This window comes from Streptomyces sp. SL06 (assembly GCF_058244745.1).
The window spans coordinates 1,315,232-1,337,791 of record NZ_JBSYOT010000002.1 but is presented as its reverse complement, the minus strand read 5'-3'; the positions used below and the strand labels follow the sequence as shown (position 1 = coordinate 1,337,791).

The following is a 22,560-nucleotide window of genomic DNA, read 5'->3' as shown; positions in this document are numbered from 1 at the left end:
GCGGAACACCGAGCCGTGGCCGACGTTCAGTCCGGGCCGTCGCCCCCGCTGCCGCGGTAGTACGCCATCCCGCCTCCCGGACCGGCGTCGCGGTCGCGTGGCGCCCGGTCCGGGAATCCCTCTTCGCCCGCCTCCACCCGTGCGGCGAGCCCGGCCCGCAGCGCGAAGCGGGGGAGGAGGACGCGCAGGGCGGCCTCGTCGTGCAGGGCGACGGCGAGCAGTCTGTCGTGGGCCGTCAGACCGCGTCGGCCGGTGGGCGGCGGGTGCAGTCGCCGCAGGCTGCGCACCCGGCGGCGGGCGGCGCGGGTCGGGCCGGGCAGCGGGCGGCGCAGGAGGCCGGCCTCCGCCAGGGGCGCCCGCATCAGGGCCACCGCCAGGCGGACCTCCGCGTCCCGGGCCAGCCTTCGTACGGGCAGGGGCCTGTCGAGAGCCCACCACACCGTCTCCGCGAGCGGCGGGAGCGGAATCCCCGCCGTCCCCGGCTCCGCCGGCAGGGCCCGTACGGTGCCCGGCGGGCCGGCCTCGACGGCGCCCCGCAGATACAGGTCCACGACGGCGACCGTCACTGCGGCGCGGGGGCCGCCGCGCAGCAGCGCCACCTCGTGCGGTTCGAGCCGGATCGTGCTGCCGTCGCCCATGACGCCACCCCCGCGTGCCCCGTGTTGCCCGGGTTGTTCCCGCTGCCGGGGACACTTACGCGCGTTCCGTCCTCGCGGTGCTCAGGTGTGCTCGTGGTGCTCGTGCAGCCCAGGCCAGTCGTCCGGGCCGCCGCCCTCCCACTCGACCAGCCCGCTCTTCTCGACGTCGGTCACGTACAGATCGGCCCGCCGCAGCAGTTCGGTCACGTCGTCGACGTGCGAGGCGACGCCGAGCGTCTCGTCGCCTGACGTGACCCGGCGGGACCCGTCGAGGGCCGGGGGGTGGACCACGATGTGCGGGAGTCCGGGCGGAGGTGTCGCGGGAGATGCCATGACTTCAGGCTGCTGCGGACGGGCCGAATCCGCACCCCGGCGCGCACACGCAGGGCGGTGAGGATTCCTCACATGGAGTCCGTCCGGCGGCGCGAGGCCGGGCGCGACAGGTCGTTCGCGCCGCCGGACGGAGTCTTCGGGGTGGCCGGGGACCGCGGCGGTGCGACGGGGCCGGAGCGCCCTCCCCTCTCGGGTCGGGGGAGAGGCTTCCGGGCCCTTCACCACCGCACTGGCTCGCAGGCCGCCGCGGTCCTCGCCCTGCCCGCGCAGGCACCGTGCGGTCACCGTCCTCCGGGCCGCTGCGATGCCCCGCGGGCCGCGCACACGGCCCCGGCCTCCCCGCCGGGCGTGCCGTGTGCGAGCCGGTGGGTCAGTCCTCGCGCAGGGCGCGGACCGCCTCCTCCACGCGCCTGCCGTACTCCGGGCCGGCCACCGTGGAGAAGCGCAGGAACACCTCGGTGCGCCTGCCGACGGCGCTCAGGAAGCCGGCGCGCGTGAAGCCGGTGACGTTGTCGGTGACCTCGAAGTGGCCGTCGGCGCCGGAGCCGCGGGCGTGCACCACGCGCTCCGGGATGCGCTCGCGGTGGAAGCGGGCGAGCTTCTCCAGCAGGTGCTGGTCCTGGATCAGCAGGGGGCCGCCGATGCCGGCGGAGGCGGAGTTCTGGTTGTCCGCGACCGGGGCGCCGGACTCCGTGGTGAGAGTCCGCGCCGTGGGCACGCGCTGCGACATCGTGGACCTTCCGTACGAGGAGTCGGCGGAAACTGGTTTCCGCTTCGTGGAGCCTAGATTTGGGCCGAGAGCGCGTCAACAGTTTGTTGAAGGGGCTCCGGGTCAGACCTGGGCGCCCGAGAGCCGCTCCACGGCCCGCAGCAGGGCCGAGTGGTCCAGGCCGCCGTCGCCCTGGGCGCGCAGCGACGCGATCAGCTGCGCGACCACGGCGCCGACCGGCAGCGCGGCGCCAACGGCGCGGGCGGCGTCGGTGACGATGCCCATGTCCTTGTGGTGCAGGTCGACGCGGAAGCCCGGCCTGAAGTCGCGGGCCAGGAAGTTGTCCTTCTTCCGGGCCAGCACGGTGGAGCCGGCCAGGCCGCCGCCGAGCACGTCGAGCGCGGCCGTCAGGTCCACGCCCGACTTCTCCAGGAAGACCACGGCCTCGGCGCACGCCTGGATGTTCACGGCGACGATCAGCTGGTTGGCGGCCTTCACCGTCTGGCCCGAACCGTGCGGGCCGCACAGCACGATGGTCCTGCCGAGCGCCTCGAACAGCGGCCGGGCTGCGTCGAAGTCGGCCTGTTCGCCGCCCACCATGATGGACAGCACGGCCTCGACGGCGCCGGCCTCGCCGCCGGACACCGGGGCGTCCAGCACGCGGACGCCCCGGTCCTTCGCGGCCCTCGCCAGGTCGAGGGAGGTCTGCGGGGTGATCGAGGACATGTCGATCAGCAGTGCGCCGGGCCCGGCGTTGTCCAGGATGCCGTCGGGTCCGTAGGCGATGGCCTCGACCTGCGGCGACGCGGGCACCATGGTGACGATCACGTCGGCGTCGCGCACGGCCTCGGCGATCGAGCCGGCCGCGGTGCCGCCCGCGGCGGCCAGGCGGTCCAGCTTCTCCCGCTCCAGCGTGAAGCCGGTGACCCGGTAACCCGCCTTGATCAGGTTCTCCGACATGGGGGAGCCCATGATGCCGAGGCCGATCCAGGCGACGGAGGGAAGGTTGTTGCTCATGTGAGGGTGCCTCTCGGTACTGGGGGGTGGTCAGCGGGCGGCGCGGGCCTCGCGGGGCAGCCAGTCGAAGGCCTCGGCGCCGGGCCTGTCGCCCGGCTTGTACTCCAGGCCGACCCAGCCCTCGTAACCGGCCTTCCGCAGCCGGCCGAGCAGGTCCGCCAGCGGGAGGGAGCCCGTGCCGGGGGCGCCGCGGCCGGGGTTGTCGGCGATCTGCACATGGCCGGTCCTCGCGGCGTACGCGTCGATCACCCTCGGCAGGTCCTCGCCGTTCATGGACAGGTGGTAGAGGTCCATGAGGAATCTGGCGTTGCCGAGCCCGGTGGCCTCGTTGACCTTGTCGACGACCGCCACGGCGGCCGGCGCCGACACCAGCGGGTACCGCGGCGACTCGGGTTCGTTGAGCGCCTCGATCAGCAGGACCGCCCCGATCCGGTCGGCCGCGCGGGCGGCGAGGGCCAGGTTCTCCAGGGCGAGTTCGTCCTGCTCGGCCGGGTCCACGCCCTCGACGCGGTTGCCGTACAGGGCGTTGAGGGCCGCGCAGCCCAGCGACCCGGCGAAGCCGGCGGCCACGTCGACGTTGGCGCGGAAGCGGTCCGACTCCTCGCCGGGGATCGACAGGGCGCCGCGGTCGGGGCCCGGCAGCCGCCCGGCGTAGAGGTTCAGCCCGGTCAGCCGGACGCCCGCGTCCTCGATCGCCTTCTTCAGGGCGTCGAGTTCGCGCTGCCCCGGGGCGGGCGAGTCGATCCAGGGCCACCACAGCTCGACCGCGGTGAAGCCGGCCGCGGCGGCGGCCGCCGGGCGCTCCAGCAGCGGGAGTTCGGTGAAGAGGATCGACAGGTTGACGTTGAAGCGCTGGTCTGCGGCTGTGCTCCACTCGAAACCTGGCATCGGACGCCGCGCTCCCTTCCGAGGTGTCCTTAATTCCGCATTACGGAAGTTCATTTCTGCTTACTGGAAGATTGCCGCCGGGGTTCCGGCCTTGTCAAGAGGGGGGCGGCGCAAAGCGGTCACCGCGCGTTAGGTTGACCGGGTGCGATTGAGAGTGGAGTTCACGACCGAGCCCTTCGACCTCGACGAGGCGCCCGCGCACGCGGTGGTGGCCCGGGAGGTCGTCGAGGCCGGCGGGCTGGACGCGGTCGACGTCGGCCCGTTCGGCAACACCGCCGTGGGCGGCGCCGACGAGGTGCTCGCCGCCGTGGACGCGCTGCTGCGCAGGTCCCTGGAGGTCGGCGCCACCCGGATCTCCCTCCAGGTCAACGTGGTCGCGGAGGACGAGCGGTGACCGGCCCGGGGGAGGAGCCCTTCATCGCGGCCGTGAAGCCACTCGTCGACGCCATCGGCGGCGAGCTGCTCCCGCCGGACGAGGCGGGCCAGGACGATGTCGTGCTCTCCTGGCAGGGCGCCGAGGCCGTCGCCGTACGCCTGCCGCAGCTCGCCGACTCCCTGGACCACATCCTCGTCGCCCTGGAGCGCAGGCAGGGCAGACCGCTCGCCGACCTGGACCGCAGGGCCAAGCAGGAGGTCGTACGGATGCTGGAGGCGCGCGGCGCCTTCTCCGTACGCCATGGGGTGGAGACCGTCGCGGGTGCCCTGGGCGTCAGCCGCTTCACCGTCTACAACTACCTCAACCGCGAGAAGGGTGCCTGACCAGGCATGATCCGCTGAACGGCGAGCCGCCGCCCGGTGACCGGGCGGCGGCTTTTGTTGCCCAGAATTTTCAACAAAGTGTTGACGGCCTGTTTTCGAGGGCGTTAGCTGTCGGCACGCCCGTTCAGCACAAGGCCACGGAGGCTCCCGTGACGTCCACTTCCGCGTCGGGCCTGGCCCGATTCAACACCCTCGCGGAGTCCGAGGCACTCGCCGAACTCCACGAGGTGTGCGCCGCCACGGCATGGGGCCGGCGACTGCTCGCCGCCCGCCCCTACGCCACCGGCGGGGATCTGTACGCCGCCAGTGACGCCGCGACGGCCGCGCTGACGGCCGCGGACCTCGCGGAGGCGATGGCGGGGCATCCGCCGATCGGCCGCCCCGAGCCCGGCGATCCCACCTCCTCCCGCGAGCAGGCGGGGATGGCCGGCGCCACCGAGCAACTCAAGGCGGAGATGCTCGAACTCAACCTGGCCTACCAGGAGAAGTTCGGCCATGTCTTCCTCATCTGCGCCACCGGCCAAACCGGCGAGCAGATGCGGGACGCGGTCCGGGAGCGGATCGGCAACCCGCCCGAGCGGGAGCGGGAGATCATCCGCACCGAACTGGGAAGGATCAACCGCATCCGCCTGACCCGACTCGTCGAACAGGACGCCCGACCATGAGCACCAGCACCACCGCCTCCGTGTCCACGCACATCCTGGACACCAGCGCCGGCCGCCCCGCCGAGGGTGTCCCCGTCCGCCTCGACGCCCGCGGCGGGCCCGGGGCGCACTGGCAGGCGCTCGGCGGCTCCGCGACCGACGCGGACGGACGGTGCAAGGACCTGCCGGCCCTGCCGGAGGGCACCACCCACGTACGGCTCGGCTTCGACACCGAGACGTACTTCGCCAGGAAACAAGCCGCGGCCCAGCAGGACGCCCCCGCGCTCCGGGACAGCGAGAACGGCCGGCCCGTGTTCTTCCCCGAGGTCACCATCACCTTCGCGGTGGTGCCCGGCGAGCACTACCACGTTCCGCTGCTGCTCAACCCGTTCGGCTACTCCGTTTACCGAGGGAGCTGACCGACACATGACCCGTTTCGTCCTGGGACAGAACCAGTACGGCAAGGCGGAGAACCGCGTTGTCAAGATCACGCGTAACGGCGACACACACCACATCAAGGACCTGAACGTCTCCGTCGCCCTCTCCGGCGACATGGAGGAGGTCCACCGCAGCGGCTCCAACACGAACGTCCTGCCGACCGACACCACCAAGAACACGGTGTTCGCCTTCGCCAAGGAACACGGGATCGACAGCGCCGAGGACCTCGCGATCAAGCTCGCCCGCCACTTCGTCGACGACAACGAGCCCATCCACCGGGCCCGCATCCGCGTCGAGGAGTACGCCTGGGAGCGGATCGAGACCTCACGGACCGGGGCCCGCTTCGTCGGCTCGGACGAGATCGCCCACTCCTTCGTCCGCAAGGGCCAGGAGACCCGCGTCGCGCAGATCACCTACGACGGCCACGGCATCCAGGTGCTCTCCGGGTTCAAGGACCTGACCGTCCTGAACTCGACCAACTCCGAGTTCTCCGGCTTCCTCAAGGACAAGTACACCACCCTCCAGGAGGACCACGACCGCATCCTCGCCACCACCGTCTCCACCTGGTGGCGGCACAACTGGGACGGCGTCGACTCGCACGCCCCCGACTGGGACCGCTCCTACGGCGGGGTGCGCAAGCACGCGCTCCAGGCCTTCGCCGAGACCTACTCGTACTCGCTCCAGCAGACCCTCTTCGAGATGGGCGTACGGGTGCTCAACTCCCGTGACGAGGTCGACGAGATCCGCTTCTCGATGCCCAACAAGCACCACTTCCGCTCCGACCTGTCCCCCTTCGGGATCGACAACGACGCCAAGGACGGCGCCGTCTACTACGCCGCCGACCGCCCCTACGGCCTGATCGAGGCCACCATCCTGCGCGACGGCGCCGAGCAGCTCATCCCGGTCGACATGACCAACCTCTGACGCGGAACGCGCGCCACCGGCCGGGCCGGTGGCGCGCCACACCGGAGGGAACGCAATGGCCCCGCCCGCGAAAGCCCCGCCCGTGAAAGCCCCGTCCGCCAAAGGGCCCTGTTCCTCCACCACCTCGGCACCCGGAGCCGCAGCACGGTTCCGGCACTCAAATCCTCCAGGGTCCTGCCGTGCCCTCCCCGTGGGTACCCGACTCCCCGCCCACGGGCCCCACTGAAAGACAAGGAAGCAGCATGGCAGCAGCATCGGCAGCCGAGCGCCTGGTCATCGAGAACTGCGCGATCGCCACCGTGGACGCGGACGACACCGAGTACGCCTCGGGCCACGTGGTGATCGCCGGCAACAGGATCGAGTCCGTCGGCGCGGGACCGGCGGCGCCGGACCTGGAGAACGTCGTACGCCGGATCGACGCGACCGGCCACCTGGTCACGCCCGGCCTGGTCAACACCCACCACCACTTCTACCAGTGGATCACCCGGGGCCTGGCCACCGACCACAACCTCTTCGACTGGCTGGTCGCGCTGTACCCGACCTGGGCGCGCATCGACGAGCCGATGGTGTACGCCGCCGCCCAGGGCTCCCTCGCCATGATGGCCCGCGGCGGCGTCACCACCGCCATGGACCACCACTACGTCTTCCCGCGCGGCTCCGGCGACCTGTCCGGCGCGATCATCCGCGCCGCCCGCGAAACGGGCGTCCGCCTCACCCTCGCCCGCGGCTCCATGGACCGCGGCGAGTCCGCCGGCGGGCTGCCCCCGGACTTCGCGGTGGAGAGCCTGGACGACGCGCTCGCCGCCACCGAGGCCACCGTCCGGGAGCACCACGACGCCTCCTTCGACGCGATGACCCAGGTTGCCGTGGCACCCTGCTCCCCGTTCTCCGTATCCACCGAACTGATGCGCCAGGGCGCCGAGTTGGCACGCCGCCTCGGGGTACGGCTGCACACCCACGGCTCGGAGACCGTGGAGGAGGAGAAGTTCTGCCACGAGTTGTTCGGCATGGGCCCGACCGACTACTTCGAGTCCACCGGCTGGCTCGGCGAGGACGTGTGGATGGCGCACTGCGTCCACATGAACGACTCCGACATCGCCGCCTTCGCCCGCACCGCGACCGGCGTCGCCCACTGCCCCTCCTCCAACGCCCGCCTCGCCGCCGGCATCGCCCGCGTCCCCGACCTGCTCGCCGCCGGCGTCCCGGTCGGCCTCGGCGTCGACGGCACCGCGTCCAACGAGTCCGGCGAACTCCACACCGAACTGCGCAACGCCCTCCTCGTCAACCGCCTCGGCGCCCACCGGGAGGCCGCCCTGACCGCCCGCCAGGCGCTGCGCCTCGGCACCCACGGCGGCGCCCGGGTCCTCGGCCGGGCCGCCGAGACCGGCTCCCTGGAGGCCGGCAAGCTCGCCGACCTCGTGCTGTGGCGGATGGACACCCTCGCCCACTCCTCGATCGCCGACCCGGTGACGGCGCTGGTCCTCGGCGCGGCGGCCCCGGTCACCGCGTCGTTCGTGAACGGCCGCCAGATCGTCGAGAACGGCCGGCTGCTCACGGTCGACGAGGACGCGATCGCCCGCTCCACCCGGGACGAGGCGCGCCGGCTGGCGGGCATCGCGGCACAGGCCTGAAGCACGGGCGGCCGAACACCTTGTGATCTCCGGCCGGGAGGGACGGCTCCCGGCCGGTGGCCGTGGACCCCGGCGGGGCCCACGGTGGCCGACTCCGGGGCGTGCGTACCGCGCACGCCCCGGGAGCGGTCCCCGTTTTCGCGAACGGTCCGTCCCGGTCCCGCACGACCATCCGCACCACCTCCCTGACACCCGCGTCAGAGTCAGACGTGTAACCGACCGGAGGAACACCGCCGTGGCCGACCACCCTGTTGACGAAAAACTCCCGCCACTCAAGATGGCGACGACCGGCCTGCAACACGTGGCCGCCATGTACGCCGGAGTCGTCGCCCCGCCCCTGATCGTCGGCGCGGCCATCGGCCTGACCGCCACCGAACTCACCTTCCTCACCGGCGCCTGCCTGTTCACCGCGGGCCTCGCCACCTTCCTGCAGACCCTCGGCATCTGGAAGATCGGCGCCCGGCTGCCGTTCGTCAACGGCGTCACCTTCGCCGGCGTCGCCCCCATGACCGCGATCGTCGCGTCCACCGGCGACAAGTCGGACGCGCTGCCGATCATCTTCGGCGCGGTCATCGTCGCCGGGCTCCTCGGCTTTCTGGCCGCCCCCGTCTTCTGCAAGGCGATCCGCTTCTTCCCGCCGGTCGTCACCGGCACGGTGATCACCCTCATCGGCATATCCCTGCTGCCCGTGGCCTTCGGCTGGGCGCAGGGCCCCAGCCCGACGGCGGACGACTACGGATCCTCGACCAACCTGGGCCTGGCCGCGATCACCCTCGTCGTCGTGCTCCTCCTGCGCCGCTTCACGCGCGGCTTCGTCAAGCAGATCGCGGTGCTGCTCGGCCTGGTCGCCGGCACGCTCCTCGCGATCCCGTTCGGCGCCACGGACTTCGGCCCGGTCGTCGACGCGGACGTCGTCGGCTTCCCGACCCCGTTCCACTTCGGCGCACCGCAGTTCCAGGTCGCCGCGATCCTGTCCATGTGCGTCGTGATGGTGGTCTCGATGACCGAGTCCACCGCCGACATGCTCGCCCTCGGCGAGATCGTGGACCGCCCGGCCGACGAGAGGACCATCGCGGCCGGCCTGCGCGCCGACACCCTCGGCTCGGCACTCAGCCCGGTCTTCAACGGCTTCATGTGCAGCGCCTTCGCCCAGAACATCGGCCTGGTCGCGATGACGAGGATCCGCAGCCGCTTCGTCGTCGCCGCGGGCGGCGGCTTCCTGGTGCTGATGGGCCTGTGCCCGATGGCCGCCTCGCTGATCGCCGTCGTCCCCCGCCCGGTGCTCGGCGGCGCCGGGGTCGTGCTGTTCGGCTCGGTCGCGGCCAGCGGCATCCAGACCCTGGTGCGGGCGAGCCTCGACAAGGACAACAACGTCCTGATCGTGGCGGTCTCCCTCGCCGTCGGCATCATCCCGATCGCGGCGCCGGACTTCTACCACTCGTTCCCGCAGAACGCGAGGATCATCCTCGACTCCGGCATCTCGACCGGCTGTGTGGCCGCCGTTCTGCTCAACCTGGTCTTCAACCACATCGGCGGCCGGGAACGCGACGCGGAGGACGTGACCCACCCGATGGAGGCGGGAACCGAAATCTCCGAGTCCTCCCGCACCCCCACCACACGATGACCCCGGCACCCGCCCCACCGAACGTCCCCGCCCGCGCCCACGGCCGGCGCCCACGGGCCCCGTTCGCCGGCTGCGCTCACCCGCCGCCTTCCCCCGAGGCGCCCTTCCCGCGCGGCCCGCGCAGGGTTGCCGCGGCCAGTGCCAGGGCCGCTGTTGCCAGTACGGCCGCCACCTGGAAGGCCAGCCGGTGTCCGGCGGCCGTGGCCTCCACCTGCGTGGCGCCCGTGCCGGTCAGTGTCTCCGTACGGGCCGCCGCCAGTGTCGACAGCACCGCCAGGCCCAGCGAACCACCCACCACCTGCGTGGTGTTGAACAACCCGGACGCCAGACCCGCGTCCTCCTCGCGGGCCCCCGCCATCGCCAGCCCGGTCAGCGCGGGCATCGCGGCGGCGAACCCGGTCGCGAGCAGCAGCATCGGCGGCAGTACGTCGGTGACGTACCGGCCGTCGACCGGAGCGCGGCCGAGCAGCGCCATCCCACCGGCGATCAGCACCAGCCCGGCCAGCAGCACCCGGTACGCCCCGAACCGGCCGACCGTACGCGCCGACAGCCCCAGCATCAGCACCCCGATCGCCACCGGCGCCGGCAGGAACGCCGTGCCCGTGGCCAACTCGCCGTAGCCGAGGACGCGTTGCAGATACAGCGCGCCGATGAACTGGAAGCCGTACATCGTCGCGACCATCAGTATCTGCACCGCGTTGGCCCCGGCCAGCAGCCGTGAGCGCAACAGCCGCAGCCGCACCAGCGGACGCGCGGCACGCGCCTGCCGGACGGCGAACCCGGCGAACAGGCCGAGGGCGAGCACGGCGAGCACGGCCGTGGTGGACACCCCCAGCCCATCGGAACCGATGATCGTGTACACCGTCAGCATCAGCGCGCCGGTGACGAGTGCCGCCCCCGGACAGTCGGCGCCCCGGCCGAGCCCCGCGCCCTCGTCCGGGGCCAGGACCCGGACCGCCGCGAGCCAGGCGACGAGCCCGATCGGCAGGTTGATCAGGAAGATCCAGTGCCAGCCGAACGCCTCGGTCAGGGCCCCGCCGAGGAACGTGCCGAGCGCTCCGCCCGCCGCGCCGACCGCGCTGAACACGGCGATCGCCCGCGCCCGTTCGCGGGGCTCGGGGAAGAGCGCGACCACCATGCCGAGCACCACGGCCATGGTCATCGCCCCGCCGACCCCCTGCACGGCGCGCGCCGCGATCAGCGCTCCCCGGCCGGTGGCCACCCCGCACAGCACGGACGCCGCCGTGAACAGCGCGAGCCCCGTGGTGAACATCCGCCTGCGCCCGACCAGGTCGCCGAGCCGGCCCGCCAGCAACAGCAGCCCGCCGAAGGGGATGAGATAGGCGTTGACCACCCAGGCCGGCCCCGGCCCGGTGAAACCGAGGTCGCTCTGGACGGCCGGCATGGCGACCGTGACGATGCTGCCGTCCAGGATCGTCATAAGGGTCCCCGCGCACAGGACGACGAGGGCCGCCCAGCGTGAGTACGGTCTCACCCGTGGTCGTGCCGGGGACTCGACACCGGTCGTCATGGCGACGCCGCCTCCACTCTCCATGGGCTCCGCGTGCACGAGGGTGCACGACTTGTAACGGAGAACATGGTGGGTAACCATGGGGGCCGGCATAAGGAGGCAGTTCGATGTCCCGAAGGAACACCGGTGTTACCTCCCAGGTCGTGAACGCGCACGCGTGCCCGGTGCGCGAGGTTCTTGACAGGGTCGCCGGCAAATGGAGCGTGCAGATCCTGGTGGCGGCGGCGCACGGCCCGATCCGGTTCACCGAACTGGAGCGCGGCATCGAGGGCATCAGCCGCCGCATGCTGACCCTGACCCTGCGCAACCTGGAGCGCGACGGCCTCGTCACCCGCACCGTCCACGCCACGGTGCCGCCGAAGGTGGAGTACGCCCTCACCCCGGTGGCCCGCGAACTGCACGAGTCCTTGCAGCAGTTGACGGACTGGGCCGAGCGCAACCGGATGTACGTCGCCGAGGCCCGCGCCGCCTACGACACCGAGCACCGCCCGGAGCTGCTGGACGTGCGGGAGCCCGGCCTCACAGACCGAACAGCTCCGGCCGCGCCGCCAGCTCCTTGAACCGCTGCCGCGGATCGGCCATCAGCCTGCGGGCGGTCAGGTCCATCAGCCCGCCGACGCCCTCGACCTCGGCCGCGACCGTGCCGTCCGCCTTGCGGATGACCTGCCGGATCCGGAAGGTCTTGCCCTCGCCCCACTCGAACGCGCAGGTCACCGTGGTCTCGTCACCGGCGAGCAGCTCCCGCCGGAAGCGGATGGTCGTCTCCAGGGCCACGGGCCCCACACCCCGGGCCACCAGGTCGGCCTGCCGGATGCCGGCCGCCTGGAGCAGCGACCAGCGGGCGTGCTCGGCGTAGTTCAGGTACACGGACTGGTTCAGATGGCCCTGGGTGTCGGTCTCGTACCCGCGGACCGTCACGGACACGGAAAAGGGCTCGCTCACCGCTGCCGCCTCTCGTCGTGGACGTACTGACCGGTCGATCCTGGCACGGGGGTGTCACACCTTCCGAGGCGAGGCCAGCAGGTAACGGGCCCGGGTGCGCGGCTCGGTGTGCTCCCCGGCCTGCCATCCCGCCCCCTCCAGCGTCCGAGCGCAGGCCCGCAGCGCGGTGCCGTCCGCCGCGTACACGGCGACGGCCTCGGGCTGCGGCGTCGCCCGCACCCGGTACCCGTCGTCACCGGCCGGACCCGCCGGACGATGCCCGGCCGCCTCCAGGGCGAGCGCGGCGGCCCGCACCAGATGGGTCCGCTCCCAGCCGCAGGGCCGGTCCGTGCTCCCGTCGGGATGGGTCATCCGGCGCAGTTCGAGCAATCCCTGCCAGGCGCCGCGCACCTCACGCAGCCGGGCGGGCCCCGACCCGTCGGGCACGGGCTCCTCCCCGCCCACCCGAGCGGCGAACACATCGCCTGCGGCCGGTGCGGGGGCCGCCGGGGCGTCCACTGTGTCGGGCTCGTCCGGCAGCTCCCGTATCCGGTGGCCGGCCGGGGTCAGGAAGTGGTCGTGCGGCGGGCGGGGATGCCGGAAGGCGAGCCCTCGCCCGACCAGCGCCGCGAGCTGTGCCCGGGTACCCCTCAGACGCCCGGTGGCAGGGTCGGCGGCGGCGATGACACGCCGCTGCGCGGCGGTGGGCGACAGTGCCACGGCCTCCTCCTCCCCTTCACCGGTGACGGCCACCGGTGACGTCCACCCGACATTCACCGGTGACGTCCTCGAAGACTACGACGGGGGTCTGACATTCCAGGTGGCGATCACCGGGCGCCCGTACTCCGTGCCCAGCCGGCACAGCGTCCCCGTGCCCAGCTGGAACAGCGCCCCGTGCGACGAGGCGAGGCCCAGATGCCGCGCGGTCAGCACCCGCAGGAAGTGTCCGTGCGCCACCAGCACCACACACCCCTCGGTGTTGGCGAACGCGGCCTCCACCCGGGCCAGCACCCGGTCGGCCCGCGCCCCGACCTGCTCCGGCGTCTCCCCGGGATGCTCCGGCGGGCCGGGGGCGACCCCGTCGGTGAACAGGAACCAGTCCGGCCGGTCGCGGTGGATCTCGACCGAGGTGATCCCCTCGTACCCGCCGTAGTCCCACTCGTGCAGGTCGGAGTCGATCCGCATCTCGCGCAGCCCGATCAGCTCGGCGGTCTCCCGGGCCCGCTCGGACGGGCTCACGAAGGCGGCCCCGATCCGGTGCGACCGGATCAGCGGCACCAGCCCCCGCGCCTGCTCCCGTCCGTACTCGGTCAGCGGCACGTCCGTGAGCCCGGTGTGCCGCCCGGACCGCGACCACTCGGTCTCCCCGTGCCGCACCAGAAAAAGATCACCCATGCCGCCAGGCTACGGTTCCGGCCGGTCAGCGGCGCAGCAGCAGCGACGTGACGCGCAGACGGCCGCTGTGGATCCACACGTCGGAGTACTCCACCGGCCGGTCGTCGGCGAGATAGGTGACCTGCTGGAGGTACTGGACGGGGGCGCTCTCGGTGAGGTCGAGGGCGGTGGCGACCTCGGCGGTGGCGGCCTCGGCGCCGAAGGTGCGGCGGGCCGTGGCGATCTTCAGCCCGTAGGTGCCCTCCAGGACGCCGAAGAGACTGGAGGAGGTGAAGTCGACCTCCTCGATGCCGGGCGCGAGGTCGGTGCGGACGAAGTTGACGAGCAGGGCGACCGGGCCCTGCTCGGTCCTGCGGACACGCACCAGGCGCAGGACACGCGTGCCGGGGGTGACGTTCCAGCAGGGCGGCGACGGGGCGGGGCGGCAGGATCAGCGAGCACTCGCGCACCGAGGTGGTGGTGACGATGCCCTGGCTGGCGAAGTCCTCGGAGAGGGTGCTCAGTTTCTGGGCGATGGCGGGTTCGATCGTCGTCGAGGTGACGAAGGTGCCGCGCCCGCGCACCTGGCGCAGCAGGCCCTCCTCGATGAGCGTGGTCAGGGCCCGGCGCAGGGTGCCGCGGCTGACCCCGAACTCCTTGGCCAGTTCCGGCTCGCTCTTGAGGCGGTAGTGCGGCGGCCACTCACCGCCGGCGATACGCAGTCGGATGTGTTCCGAGATCTGGACGTGGATCGCCGTGGGGACGTCCCGTTTGATGCCCGGGAGCCCGCCCTTGTCGGCCGTCACCGTGGTCGCATCTCCTTTTCCGCTCTCACCGGAGGACGGGTGTCGCTCCGGACGTGGCAGCCGTACCCCGGCCGCGTGGGGCGGCCGGGGTACGGCGGTGGTCTTCCGGTCAGTAGCTCGCGGTGGACTCGTCGCCGCTGTCGGTGATGATCGCCACACCGGCGCTGGTCCCGAGCAGGGAGGCGCCCGCGCGCAGGAGTTCCAGACCCTGCCGGTAGCTCTTGATCGAGCCGGACGCCTTCACCCGGACCCCTTCCCGCGCCCGGTCAACAAGGTAACGAACGCTGGTCGGATTCGCAGTCTCGATCTGACCGCTGCTGGCATTCTTCAGGTAGGACGCGCCCGCCTCCATGGCGAGTTCGACGGCGGCCTCCTTCTCGGCGTCGGTCAGCAGCGGCAGTTCGAGCATGACCTTGACCGGCAGGCCGCAGGCCCGCACGACGCCGGCGATGTCCTCGCGGAAGTCGTCGTAGCGGCCGCTCTTGAGCCAGCCGACCTGCACGCCCATGTCGAGCTGGGTGGCGCCGAGCCGGGCGATCTCGGCGGCCTCGGCGGCCTTCCCGGCGCTGGTCATGACGCCGACGGTCGGGAAGTCGAGGGCGGAGGCGACCTCGACGCCGGTGCCCTCCAGTTCGGCGACCACGACGGGCAGCCAGGAGGCGGACACCATCGCCGCGTTGAAGCCGTGCGTGACGGCCTCCCGAGCGTGGGTGATCATGTCGTCGCGCGTCGCGTCCGCATCGATCCTGGTGTGCTGAATGTAGGGCGCCAACTCAGCCGGGGTGAGGGTGAGTTCGGCGGGCTTGACGGTAACTTCGGACACGGGGTGATCTCCCTGGGATAAAAAGCGGCGGAAACCCGGCGGATCGGCCGGCGGGTGTTCCATGAGGGGCCGCGACGAGATGACGGGAGCCGGCGGTTCCGGCACCCGGCCGGGGGCTCAGACCTTGGACGCGTACTGCTCCGGTACGACCACGCCCTCGCCGCCGAACCACCGGGGGGCGTCCACACCGCAGTAGAGGCCGATGTTGCCCCAGGGCTCGAAGGCCCCGGTGCGTACCACGGCCTTGGCCTGCCGGGCCAGGTCGCCGAGCACCTCGGCGTGCGGGCGGGTGGTGAACTCGGCGCCGGTGAAGCGCTCGTGCAGCCACGAGTCCAGGCGGGGGTTGTGGGTGGGGACGTCCTCGGCGCGGACCACGCCCTCGACGACCAGTTCGTCGGCGATCAGGCCGAGGACCGTGCGCAGGTCGGGCAGGTTCTCCGCGAGGGCGAGGTCGACGCGGTGCGCGTCGCGCGGCACGGGGAAGCCCGCGTCGACGACGAGCAGCAGGTCGGTGTGGCCGAGTGTGGCCAGGACTCCGCTCAGTTCGGCGTTGAGGATGCCGGAGCGTTTCATGGGGGTTCCTTTCGGGTGGGGCCGTGGTGGTCCGGTGCGAGCCGGACGGCCGGTGTCAGGCCGCGGCCGGCACCGCTCCGGTGGCGAGGGTCATCACGGACTCCTCGGTGGCCTCGGCGGTGTCGACGACGGCCACCAGGCGGCCCTCGCTCATCACCGCGATGCGGTCGGTCAGGGTGAGCAGTTCGGGCAGGTCGGAGGAGGAGCAGAGGATGGCGAGCCCCTCGTCCGCGAGCGCGGACAACTGCGCGTAGATCTCGGCCTTGGCACCGACGTCCACGCCGCGGGTGGGCTCGTCGAGGATCAGCACCCCCGGGTTGATCGCCAGCCAGCGTCCGAGTACGGCCTTTTGCTGGTTGCCGCCGGACAGGCTGGTGATGGGCTGGCTCATGGTGGCCGTCTTCACCCGCAGCCGCCGCGCCTGCTCGGTGGCGGCCGCGTCGAAGGCGCGGCGGCGGACGAGGCCCAGCCGGCTGAAGGTCTTCGTGGTGAGGGCGCCGATGTTCTCACCGACGCTCATGGTGGTCAGCAGGCCCTGGGCGCGGCGCTCGCCGGGGACGAACGCCAGCCGGCGTTCGACGCTGGCGATCGGGTTGCGCCGGTCGTAGGGCTTGCCGAGCAGTTCCACGGAGCCGCCGGTGCCGGGGGTCCCGCCGAAGAGGTTGTGGAGCAGTTCGACCCGGCCGGAGTCGGGCAGTCCGGCCACTCCGAGGATCTCTCCCGGGCGCAGGTCGAAGGAGACGTCCCGGTGCCGTCTGCCGCTCAGCTCCCGTACCTTCAGGGCCGGTTCGGCGCTCGGTTCGCCCCCGCTGCCGGCGCGCGGGGCGAGCCGGTTCAGTTCGCGGCCGACCATGGCGGCGACGGCCTGGTCGGGGGTGGTCTCCGCGCTGCGCCAGGAGGCGACGTGGCCGCCGTCGCGCAGCACCTGGATGTGGTCGGCCAGGCGGAAGACCTCGGGCATGCGGTGGGAGACGTAGAGCATGGTCGTGCCGGCCGTCTTGAGCCTGTCCATGAGGGCGAACAGCCGGTCGGCCTCGGCGGGGGTGAGCATCGCCGTCGGTTCGTCGAGGATCAGCACCCGGCAGCCCCGGGCGATGGAGCGGGCCACCACGATGAGCTGCTGGGTGGCCAGGTCCAGGGTCCGTACGGAGGCGTTCGGGTCCAGGTGGAGGTCGAGTTCGCCGAGGAGTTCGGTGGTGCGTTCCAGCATCCGGCGGCGGGAGGGGAACCAGCGGTTGCCCGGTTCGACGCCGCTGAGCACGTTCTCCGCGACGGTGCGGTCGGGCAGCAGCGACAGTTCCTGGGGGACGATCGCCACGCCGTGCCGGTCGAGCATGGTGGCCGGTTCGAAGGAGGCGACCTCCTCCCCGAAGACGGTGACGCTGCCCTCGCTGGGCGGCTGGAGGCCGGCCAGGATCTTGAGCAGGGTCGACTTTCCGGCGCCGTTCTCGCCCAGCAGGGCCGTGATCTCGCCCGCGGGGACGTTGAAGGAGACGTTGCGCAGGGCGCGGACCGGACCGAAGTTGCGGGTGAGGCCGCGTATTTGGACGGCCGGGGCGCCGGAGGAGGCGTCGTGCGGTGCGGGGGTCATCAGTCCTCCACGGTCGCGTCGGCGAGGTTGTCGCTGGTGATGAACTCCGCGCCGGTGTCCACGCCGGTGATCTTGGTGCCCTTGGTGAGGAAGTCGTACAGCACCTTGACCGCCTGGTAGCCCTGCTCGGCCGGGTTCTGGCTGATGGTGAAGTCCAGGACGCCGCGGTCGATGTACTCGGCCGTCTGGGTCAGCAGGTCGAAGCCGCCCATCGTGATGGTGTCGGCCTTCCCGGACTGGGCCACCCACTTGGCGGCGGCCGTGGTCGAGCAGCAGTCCAGGCCGGCCACGGCGGCCACGTTGGACTGGCCGGACATGGTGGACTCGACGGTGTTGTAGGCGCTGTTGGGCTCGTTGCCGACGTTGACCGGTCCGACGATCTTCAGGCCGCTGCCGTCCAGGCCCTCCTTGAAGCCGCTGAAGCGGTCGTGCGACCAGCCGGCGCCGGTGTCGACGGAGAAGACCACGACGGACTTGCCGTTGAGGTCGCCCTTCATGTCCTTGCGCAACTGCTCGGCCTGGGCCTTTCCGGAGCCCTTGAGGTCCTGGCCGACGAAGCCCATCTGCTGGGAGTCGGGGTTGTCGGTGTTGAAGGAGATGATCGGGATGCCCGCCTTGTAGGCCTGGCTGATGACGGGCTTGAGGGCGTCGCTGGAGGCGGAGGAGACGGCGAGGCCGTCCACGGCCTTCTGCTGGATGAGCGTCTGTATCTCGGAGACCTGCTTGGCGGCGTCGCCGCCGGTGGGGCCGATGAGGGAGACGTTGGCGCCCAGTTCCTTGCCGGCCCGCTTCATGCCCGAGGCGATCGGCGTCGCGAAGGCGAGCGACGGGTCGTGGTAGCTCAGCTTGATGCGCATCGGCTTGTCGTCGTCGATCCGCTGCTGGATGTACGAGGCGAGCTTGAAGGAGCCGTCGTCGGAGCCGCCGCCGGCGTTGTCGGCGGTGACGGCGCCGCACGCGGTGAGGGAGAGCGCGGCGGTGGCGGCAGCGGCGGCGGTGAGTGATCTGAGCAGGGTACGAGGGGACATCGGGGCTCCTTCGGCGAGTCCGTGGGCCATGCGGGTGGCGGGAGGTGAGGAGAGGAGGAGAGGAGGAGAGGAAGTAAGGAGGAGCCGGTGGGGCGGCGTCGTGCGGGGCGGGGTGGTCCGGGCCGCCGGTGGTGCGTGGGCGGGCGCGGGCTCGTGGGCGGCGGTCAGGCGCGGGTCTTGCGCTTGCGCTGCCAGGTGTCGGCCGCGACGGCGGCGACGATGACGAGACCGGTGACGACGGTCTGCCAGAAGGACGAGATGCCCTTGATGTTGAGGATGTTCTGGAGCAGGCCGATGAAGGCGACGCCGATGACGGTGCCCCACATCGTGCCCGAGCCGCCGAAGAGGGCGGCGCCGCCGATGATGACGGCCGAGATGACGGTCAGTTCCAGGCCCTGCCCGGTCACACCCTGCACATAGGACAGGAAGGACAGGCCGAGGACACCGGCCAGGCCCGCGGCGAAGCCGGAGAGGACGAAGGCGGTGAGCTTGACCCGCTTGACGTTGACGCCGACGAGCCGGGCGGCCTCCGGGTTGCCGCCGACCGCGTAGGTGTTGAAGCCGAAGCGGGAGCGCGCCAGCAGGACCACGCCGATGGCGGCGACGACGGCGAAGAAGACGAACTGCATGGGCACGAGGCCGAACAGCCGCCCCTGGCCGAGGAGGTTGAAGTCGGAGACACCGGGCTGGGAGGAGCTGAGCGAGATCGGGGCACCGTCGGAGATGAGCAGGGCGACGCCGCGGAAGACGCTGAGCGTGCCCAGGGTGACGATGAAGGACGGCACGCCCAGCACCACCACGGCCAGCCCGTTGAGCAGCCCGGCGAGGACACCCACGGCCAGTCCGACGAACATGGCCGCGGGCCAGCTCCAGCCGTCGGAGATGAGCATGCCGGTGGAGATCGCCGACAGGGCGTAGGTGGAGCCGACCGAGAGGTCGATCTCGCCGTTGAGGATGACGAAGGTCGCCCCGACGGCCATGATGCCGATCTGCGCGATCTGCTGGCCCACCGAGAGCAGGTTGTCGGACTGGGCGAACGTCGGCGAGAGCACGGTGCCCAGCAGGAAGAGCAGGACGAGCGCGGCGAACACACCGGCCTCCCGCGCGTGCAGCAGCCTGCTCAGCGCGAGGGGGATCCGCCGGGTGCTCTCGTCGGACGACGGCGCCGCTGCGGTCGGCGGCTTGGAGGTGGTCGTGGTCACGAGGCGTTTCCAATCAGGGCGTTCAGCTGGGCTCTGGTGGGCAGGGCGGGCACGACGCCCGCGATCGACACGGTGTGGGAGCCCGCGGCGGCGGCGAACTCCACGGCCGGGCCCACCGGTTGGCCCTCGGCCAGGGCGACGGCGAAGGCGGCGGTGAAGGAGTCGCCCGCGCCCGTGGTGTCGACGACGGTCCGGGCCGGGCGCGGGGGCACGACGGTGACGCCGGAGGACTGGGCGATCAGCGCGCCCTCGCCGCCCCGGGTGATGACGACGACGCCCTCGGTCCGCTCGTGCAGCGCGCGGGCCAGGTCCTCGTCACCGAGCCCGTGCCCCTCGTCGAGACCGAGCAGGACGGGGGCCTCCGTCTGGTTGGGCGTGAGCACGTCGATGAGGGGCCAGCACTCGTCGGGCAGCGGCCGGGCGGGCGCGGGGTTGAGCAGGGTCCGGGTGCCGGCCTCGCGGCCGGCGCGCAGCGCGGCGACGACGGCTTCCTCGGGGATCTCCATGGAGACGACCAGGATGTCGGCGGCGGCGATCTCGGCGCCGAAGGAGCCGACGGCGGCGGCGTCCAGTTCGTCCAGGGCGCCCGGGGCGATGGCGATGCGGTTCTCCCCGGACGGCTCGACCAGGATGAACCCGACCATGGTGGGGGCCTCGGCGGTCACCACGTGCCCGGCGCCGACCCCCTCGCGCTGCCACAGTTCCCGCGCGGAGCGGCCGAACTCGTCGTCGCCCACGGCGGTCAGGAGTGAGACCTCCGCCCCCAGCCGGGCGGCGCCGATGGCCTGGTTGCTGCCTTTTCCGCCGGCGCCCGAGTCGAACCGACCGCCCGAGACGGTCTCGCCCGCAGCAGGCGCTTTGGGCACCCGCATGGTGAGACCGGCGCCATAACTTCCGACAACCGCGATCTTCATCGACACACCACTTTGTGTATGGACAACCATGAACAAGCGAGAGCGTAGGTACAGGGATGTCCATAGTCAATGGTCGTGCACGGAAAAGGCTGGGCACGCGAAACGCCCAGGGCATGCGGAAGGCCGGGCCATGATCGGCCCGGCCTTCCGGTCGTGGGTGCGGGACGCGGGGTGCGGGGCGCGGGGCGCGATTGCGGCGCGCGGGTGCGGCGGCCCCTGCTGGCGGTACCCGCTACTGTCGGTACCCGCTCAGGAACCGCCCGATCCGGCCGATCGCCGCCTCCAGGTCCTCCGCGTGCGGCAGCGTCAGGATGCGGAAGTGGTCGGGGGAGGGCCAGTTGAAGCCGGTGCCCTGGACGACCTGGATCTTCTCCCGCAGCAGCAGGTCCAGGACGAAGCGCTCGTCGTCGTGGATCTTGTGGACGGCCGGATCGATGCGGGGGAACGCGTACAGCGCGCCCTTGGGCTTCACACACGAGACGCCGGGGATCTCGTTCAGCTTCTCCCAGGCCACGTCGCGCTGTTGGCGCAGCCGCCCGCCCGGGGCGGTCAGCTCGCGGATGGACTGCCGGCCGCCGAGCGCGGCCTGGATGGCGTACTGGGCGGGCGCGTTGGCGCACAGGCGCATGGAGGCCAGCATGGTCAGGCCCTCCAGGTAGTCCTTCGCGTGCTGCTTCGGGCCGGTCACCACCAGCCACCCGGAGCGGAAGCCCGCCACCCGGTACGTCTTGGACAGGCCGCAGAAGGTCAGGACCACCAGGTCGGGGGCGAGCGCGGCGGCCGTGTGGTGGACGGCGTCGTCGTAGAGGATCTGGTCGTAGATCTCGTCGGCGAAGACCATCAGGCCGTGCCGGCGGGCGAGGTCGAGGATGCCCTCGACGATCTCCTTCGGATAGACGGCGCCGGTGGGGTTGTTGGGGTTGATGATGACGACCGCCTTGGTGCGGCCGGTGACCTTGGACTCCAGATCGGCCAGATCCGGGTACCAGTCCGCCTGTTCGTCGCACAGGTAGTGGACCGCCTTGCCGCCGGCGAGGGTGGTCACCGCCGTCCAGAGGGGGAAGTCGGGGGCGGGGATCAGGACCTCGTCGCCGTCCTCCAGGAGGGCCTGCACGGCCATGGAGACCAGCTCGGAGACGCCGTTGCCGAGGAAGACGTCGTCCACGTCGACCTCCAGGCCGAGCGCCTGGTAGCGCTGGGCGACGGCGCGGCGGGCGGAGAGGATGCCGCGCGAGTCCGTGTAGCCGTGCGCGCGCGGGAGCATGCGGATCATGTCCTGGAGGATCTCCTCCGGCGCCTCGAAGCCGAAGAGCGCCGGGTTGCCGGTGTTCAGGCGCAGCACGCTGTGCCCCGCCTCCTCCAGCGCGTCGGCGTGCTCGATGACCGGACCGCGGATCTCGTAACAGACCTCGCTGAGCTTGTTCGACTGCCGGAACTCCATGGCGGCGCTTCCCCTCCGGTATCTGGTGTTGCTTGGTTTTACCAAGTAGGAGCTTGGAAAGTCCAACATCTTGTCTACACTGCGTCGCATGTCACCTCGCCGAAGCTACGACCAGTACTGTTCCGCCGCCCGCGCCCTCGACGCCGTCGGCGACCGCTGGACCCTGCTGATCGTCCGGGAGCTGCTCGCCGGTCCGCGGCGCTACACCGACCTGCACGCCGACCTGCCCGGCGTCAGCACGGACGTACTCGCCTCGCGGCTGAAGGACATGGAGCGCGACGGGCTGACGACCCGGCGCAGGCTGCCGCCGCCCGGAGCCGCCTACGTCTACGAACTCACCGTGCGCGGACGCGGGTTGCTGCCCGTACTGGAGGCGCTCGGCGCGTGGGGTGCCGCCGAGCTGGGGGAGCGGCGGCCCACGGACGCGGTACGCGCGCACTGGTTCGCGCTGCCCCTGCTGCGGGCCCTGCGGGAGGCCGGGGCGGACGAGGGCCTCGTCGAAGTCCGGCTGGACGAGGGCGACTTCCACCTGTACGCCGGTACGGAAGACGGCGCGGGCCCGGCGTACGGCGACGGGGCCGCGCCCGGGGAGCCCGACGCCCGGCTCGTGCTGGACGCCGGGACCTGCGCGGCGCTCGGCCGCGGGGAGATCGGCCTGCGGGACGCGGTGCGGGACGGCCGCGTCCAGGTGACCGGCGACGGCACCGCGGCCAAGGCGCTGCGGGAGGGCTGAGACGACGGAAGGCCCGCC

26 protein-coding genes and 2 pseudogenes are annotated in these 22,560 nt (G+C 72.0%); 10 read left to right on the top strand and 18 right to left on the bottom strand.

Annotation, left to right across the window (positions count from 1 at the left end; genetic code table 11):
* Nucleotides 1–26: 26 nt before the first annotated feature.
* The 5 genes and pseudogenes from AC4IHM_RS05910 to AC4IHM_RS05890 form a co-directional block, all read right to left on the bottom strand.
* Complete coding sequence (locus AC4IHM_RS05910; RefSeq protein ID WP_490866025.1) at nt 27–638, bottom strand: TIGR04222 domain-containing membrane protein; 612 nt, start codon at nt 636–638, stop codon at nt 27–29.
* 81 nt (nt 639–719) lie between these two features.
* Nucleotides 720–971 (bottom strand): hypothetical protein, encoded by a 252-nt coding sequence (locus AC4IHM_RS05905; RefSeq protein ID WP_490866024.1) that lies wholly within the window; start codon nt 969–971, stop codon nt 720–722.
* A 427-nt stretch (nt 972–1,398) separates the two neighbouring features.
* Nucleotides 1,399–1,701 (bottom strand): annotated as a pseudogene (locus AC4IHM_RS05900) (catalase); the annotation flags it as partial.
* A gap of 102 nt (nt 1,702–1,803) precedes the next feature.
* Nucleotides 1,804–2,697 (bottom strand): 2-hydroxy-3-oxopropionate reductase, encoded by an 894-nt coding sequence (locus AC4IHM_RS05895; RefSeq protein WP_490866023.1) that lies wholly within the window; start codon nt 2,695–2,697, stop codon nt 1,804–1,806.
* A gap of 30 nt (nt 2,698–2,727) precedes the next feature.
* Entirely contained in the window at nt 2,728–3,585 is an 858-nt protein-coding gene (locus AC4IHM_RS05890) for a TIM barrel protein (RefSeq protein ID WP_490866022.1), read from the bottom strand.
* A 142-nt stretch (nt 3,586–3,727) separates the two neighbouring features.
* Here AC4IHM_RS05890 and AC4IHM_RS05885 point away from each other — a divergent pair, with 142 nt between their 5' ends.
* From AC4IHM_RS05885 to AC4IHM_RS05855, 7 genes are all read left to right on the top strand, one after another.
* The gene (locus AC4IHM_RS05885; RefSeq protein WP_490866021.1) at nt 3,728–3,979 is read left to right on the top strand and encodes a YkoF family thiamine-binding protein; all 252 of its coding nucleotides are present in this window, start codon (nt 3,728–3,730) and stop codon (nt 3,977–3,979) included.
* Nucleotides 3,976–4,344: a helix-turn-helix domain-containing protein gene (locus AC4IHM_RS05880; protein ID WP_490866020.1), complete on the top strand. Its 369-nt coding sequence runs from the start codon at nt 3,976–3,978 to the stop codon at nt 4,342–4,344. Before AC4IHM_RS05885 ends, AC4IHM_RS05880 begins: the two co-directional genes overlap by 4 nt.
* A 149-nt stretch (nt 4,345–4,493) precedes the next feature.
* Nucleotides 4,494–5,009, top strand: coding sequence for a 2-oxo-4-hydroxy-4-carboxy-5-ureidoimidazoline decarboxylase (uraD, locus tag AC4IHM_RS05875; protein ID WP_490866019.1), 516 nt, complete (start codon nt 4,494–4,496; stop codon nt 5,007–5,009).
* Entirely contained in the window at nt 5,006–5,407 is a 402-nt protein-coding gene (gene uraH, locus AC4IHM_RS05870) for a hydroxyisourate hydrolase (RefSeq protein ID WP_490866018.1), read from the top strand. The genes uraD and uraH overlap by 4 nt, the downstream gene beginning before the upstream one ends.
* A gap of 7 nt (nt 5,408–5,414) precedes the next feature.
* Nucleotides 5,415–6,350: a factor-independent urate hydroxylase gene (gene pucL / locus AC4IHM_RS05865; protein WP_490866017.1), complete on the top strand. Its 936-nt coding sequence runs from the start codon at nt 5,415–5,417 to the stop codon at nt 6,348–6,350.
* 242 nt (nt 6,351–6,592) lie between these two features.
* Complete coding sequence (locus AC4IHM_RS05860; protein WP_490866016.1) at nt 6,593–7,981, top strand: 8-oxoguanine deaminase; 1,389 nt, start codon at nt 6,593–6,595, stop codon at nt 7,979–7,981.
* Between the two features lie 235 nt (nt 7,982–8,216).
* On the top strand, nt 8,217–9,605 hold the full coding sequence (locus tag AC4IHM_RS05855; RefSeq protein WP_490866015.1) for a nucleobase:cation symporter-2 family protein: 1,389 nt from the start codon (nt 8,217–8,219) through the stop codon (nt 9,603–9,605).
* A 76-nt stretch (nt 9,606–9,681) separates the two neighbouring features.
* Here AC4IHM_RS05855 and AC4IHM_RS05850 read toward each other — a convergent pair whose 3' ends face one another.
* Nucleotides 9,682–11,136 (bottom strand): MFS transporter, encoded by a 1,455-nt coding sequence (locus tag AC4IHM_RS05850; protein ID WP_490866014.1) that lies wholly within the window; start codon nt 11,134–11,136, stop codon nt 9,682–9,684.
* 107 nt (nt 11,137–11,243) lie between these two features.
* Here AC4IHM_RS05850 and AC4IHM_RS05845 point away from each other — a divergent pair, with 107 nt between their 5' ends.
* Complete coding sequence (locus tag AC4IHM_RS05845; protein ID WP_490866013.1) at nt 11,244–11,696, top strand: winged helix-turn-helix transcriptional regulator; 453 nt, start codon at nt 11,244–11,246, stop codon at nt 11,694–11,696.
* Here AC4IHM_RS05845 and AC4IHM_RS05840 read toward each other — a convergent pair.
* From AC4IHM_RS05840 to AC4IHM_RS05825, 4 genes are all read right to left on the bottom strand, one after another.
* Nucleotides 11,656–12,078 (bottom strand): acyl-CoA thioesterase, encoded by a 423-nt coding sequence (locus AC4IHM_RS05840; RefSeq protein WP_490866012.1) that lies wholly within the window; start codon nt 12,076–12,078, stop codon nt 11,656–11,658. The genes AC4IHM_RS05845 and AC4IHM_RS05840 overlap by 41 nt on opposite strands.
* A gap of 54 nt (nt 12,079–12,132) precedes the next feature.
* Complete coding sequence (locus tag AC4IHM_RS05835; RefSeq protein ID WP_490866011.1) at nt 12,133–12,777, bottom strand: hypothetical protein; 645 nt, start codon at nt 12,775–12,777, stop codon at nt 12,133–12,135.
* Nucleotides 12,778–12,852: 75 nt separating this feature from the next.
* Complete coding sequence (locus AC4IHM_RS05830; protein WP_490866010.1) at nt 12,853–13,452, bottom strand: histidine phosphatase family protein; 600 nt, start codon at nt 13,450–13,452, stop codon at nt 12,853–12,855.
* A gap of 25 nt (nt 13,453–13,477) precedes the next feature.
* Nucleotides 13,478–13,816, bottom strand: coding sequence for a UTRA domain-containing protein (locus AC4IHM_RS05825; protein WP_490866009.1), 339 nt, complete (start codon nt 13,814–13,816; stop codon nt 13,478–13,480).
* 101 nt (nt 13,817–13,917) lie between these two features.
* On the opposite strand from AC4IHM_RS05825, the gene AC4IHM_RS05820 reads away from it, so the two are divergent.
* Nucleotides 13,918–14,121: a hypothetical protein gene (locus tag AC4IHM_RS05820; RefSeq protein WP_490866008.1), complete on the top strand. Its 204-nt coding sequence runs from the start codon at nt 13,918–13,920 to the stop codon at nt 14,119–14,121.
* On the opposite strand, the pseudogene AC4IHM_RS05815 reads toward AC4IHM_RS05820, so the two are convergent.
* The 8 genes and pseudogenes from AC4IHM_RS05815 to AC4IHM_RS05780 all read right to left on the bottom strand — a co-directional run.
* A pseudogene (locus AC4IHM_RS05815) lies at nt 14,052–14,237 on the bottom strand (GntR family transcriptional regulator); the annotation flags it as partial. The gene AC4IHM_RS05820 and the pseudogene AC4IHM_RS05815 overlap by 70 nt on opposite strands.
* A gap of 109 nt (nt 14,238–14,346) precedes the next feature.
* The gene (gene deoC / locus AC4IHM_RS05810) at nt 14,347–15,060 is read right to left on the bottom strand and encodes a deoxyribose-phosphate aldolase (RefSeq protein ID WP_490866007.1); all 714 of its coding nucleotides are present in this window, start codon (nt 15,058–15,060) and stop codon (nt 14,347–14,349) included.
* Between the two features lie 117 nt (nt 15,061–15,177).
* The gene (gene rbsD, locus AC4IHM_RS05805; RefSeq protein WP_490866006.1) at nt 15,178–15,633 is read right to left on the bottom strand and encodes a D-ribose pyranase; all 456 of its coding nucleotides are present in this window, start codon (nt 15,631–15,633) and stop codon (nt 15,178–15,180) included.
* Between the two features lie 55 nt (nt 15,634–15,688).
* Complete coding sequence (locus AC4IHM_RS05800; RefSeq protein WP_490866005.1) at nt 15,689–17,224, bottom strand: sugar ABC transporter ATP-binding protein; 1,536 nt, start codon at nt 17,222–17,224, stop codon at nt 15,689–15,691.
* Nucleotides 17,224–18,252, bottom strand: a complete 1,029-nt coding sequence (locus tag AC4IHM_RS05795; RefSeq protein WP_490866004.1) for a sugar ABC transporter substrate-binding protein — start codon at nt 18,250–18,252, stop codon at nt 17,224–17,226. The genes AC4IHM_RS05800 and AC4IHM_RS05795 overlap by 1 nt, the downstream gene beginning before the upstream one ends.
* 164 nt (nt 18,253–18,416) lie before the next feature.
* Nucleotides 18,417–19,454: an ABC transporter permease gene (locus AC4IHM_RS05790; RefSeq protein ID WP_490866003.1), complete on the bottom strand. Its 1,038-nt coding sequence runs from the start codon at nt 19,452–19,454 to the stop codon at nt 18,417–18,419.
* On the bottom strand, nt 19,451–20,368 hold the full coding sequence (locus AC4IHM_RS05785; RefSeq protein WP_490866002.1) for a ribokinase: 918 nt from the start codon (nt 20,366–20,368) through the stop codon (nt 19,451–19,453). The genes AC4IHM_RS05790 and AC4IHM_RS05785 overlap by 4 nt, the downstream gene beginning before the upstream one ends.
* A gap of 232 nt (nt 20,369–20,600) precedes the next feature.
* On the bottom strand, nt 20,601–21,809 hold the full coding sequence (locus AC4IHM_RS05780; RefSeq protein WP_490866001.1) for a pyridoxal phosphate-dependent aminotransferase: 1,209 nt from the start codon (nt 21,807–21,809) through the stop codon (nt 20,601–20,603).
* 88 nt (nt 21,810–21,897) lie between these two features.
* On the opposite strand from AC4IHM_RS05780, the gene AC4IHM_RS05775 reads away from it, so the two are divergent.
* A complete protein-coding gene (locus tag AC4IHM_RS05775) occupies nt 21,898–22,542 on the top strand; it encodes a winged helix-turn-helix transcriptional regulator (protein ID WP_490866000.1) in 645 nt (214 codons plus the stop codon).
* The last annotated feature ends 18 nt before the right edge of the window (nt 22,543–22,560 follow it).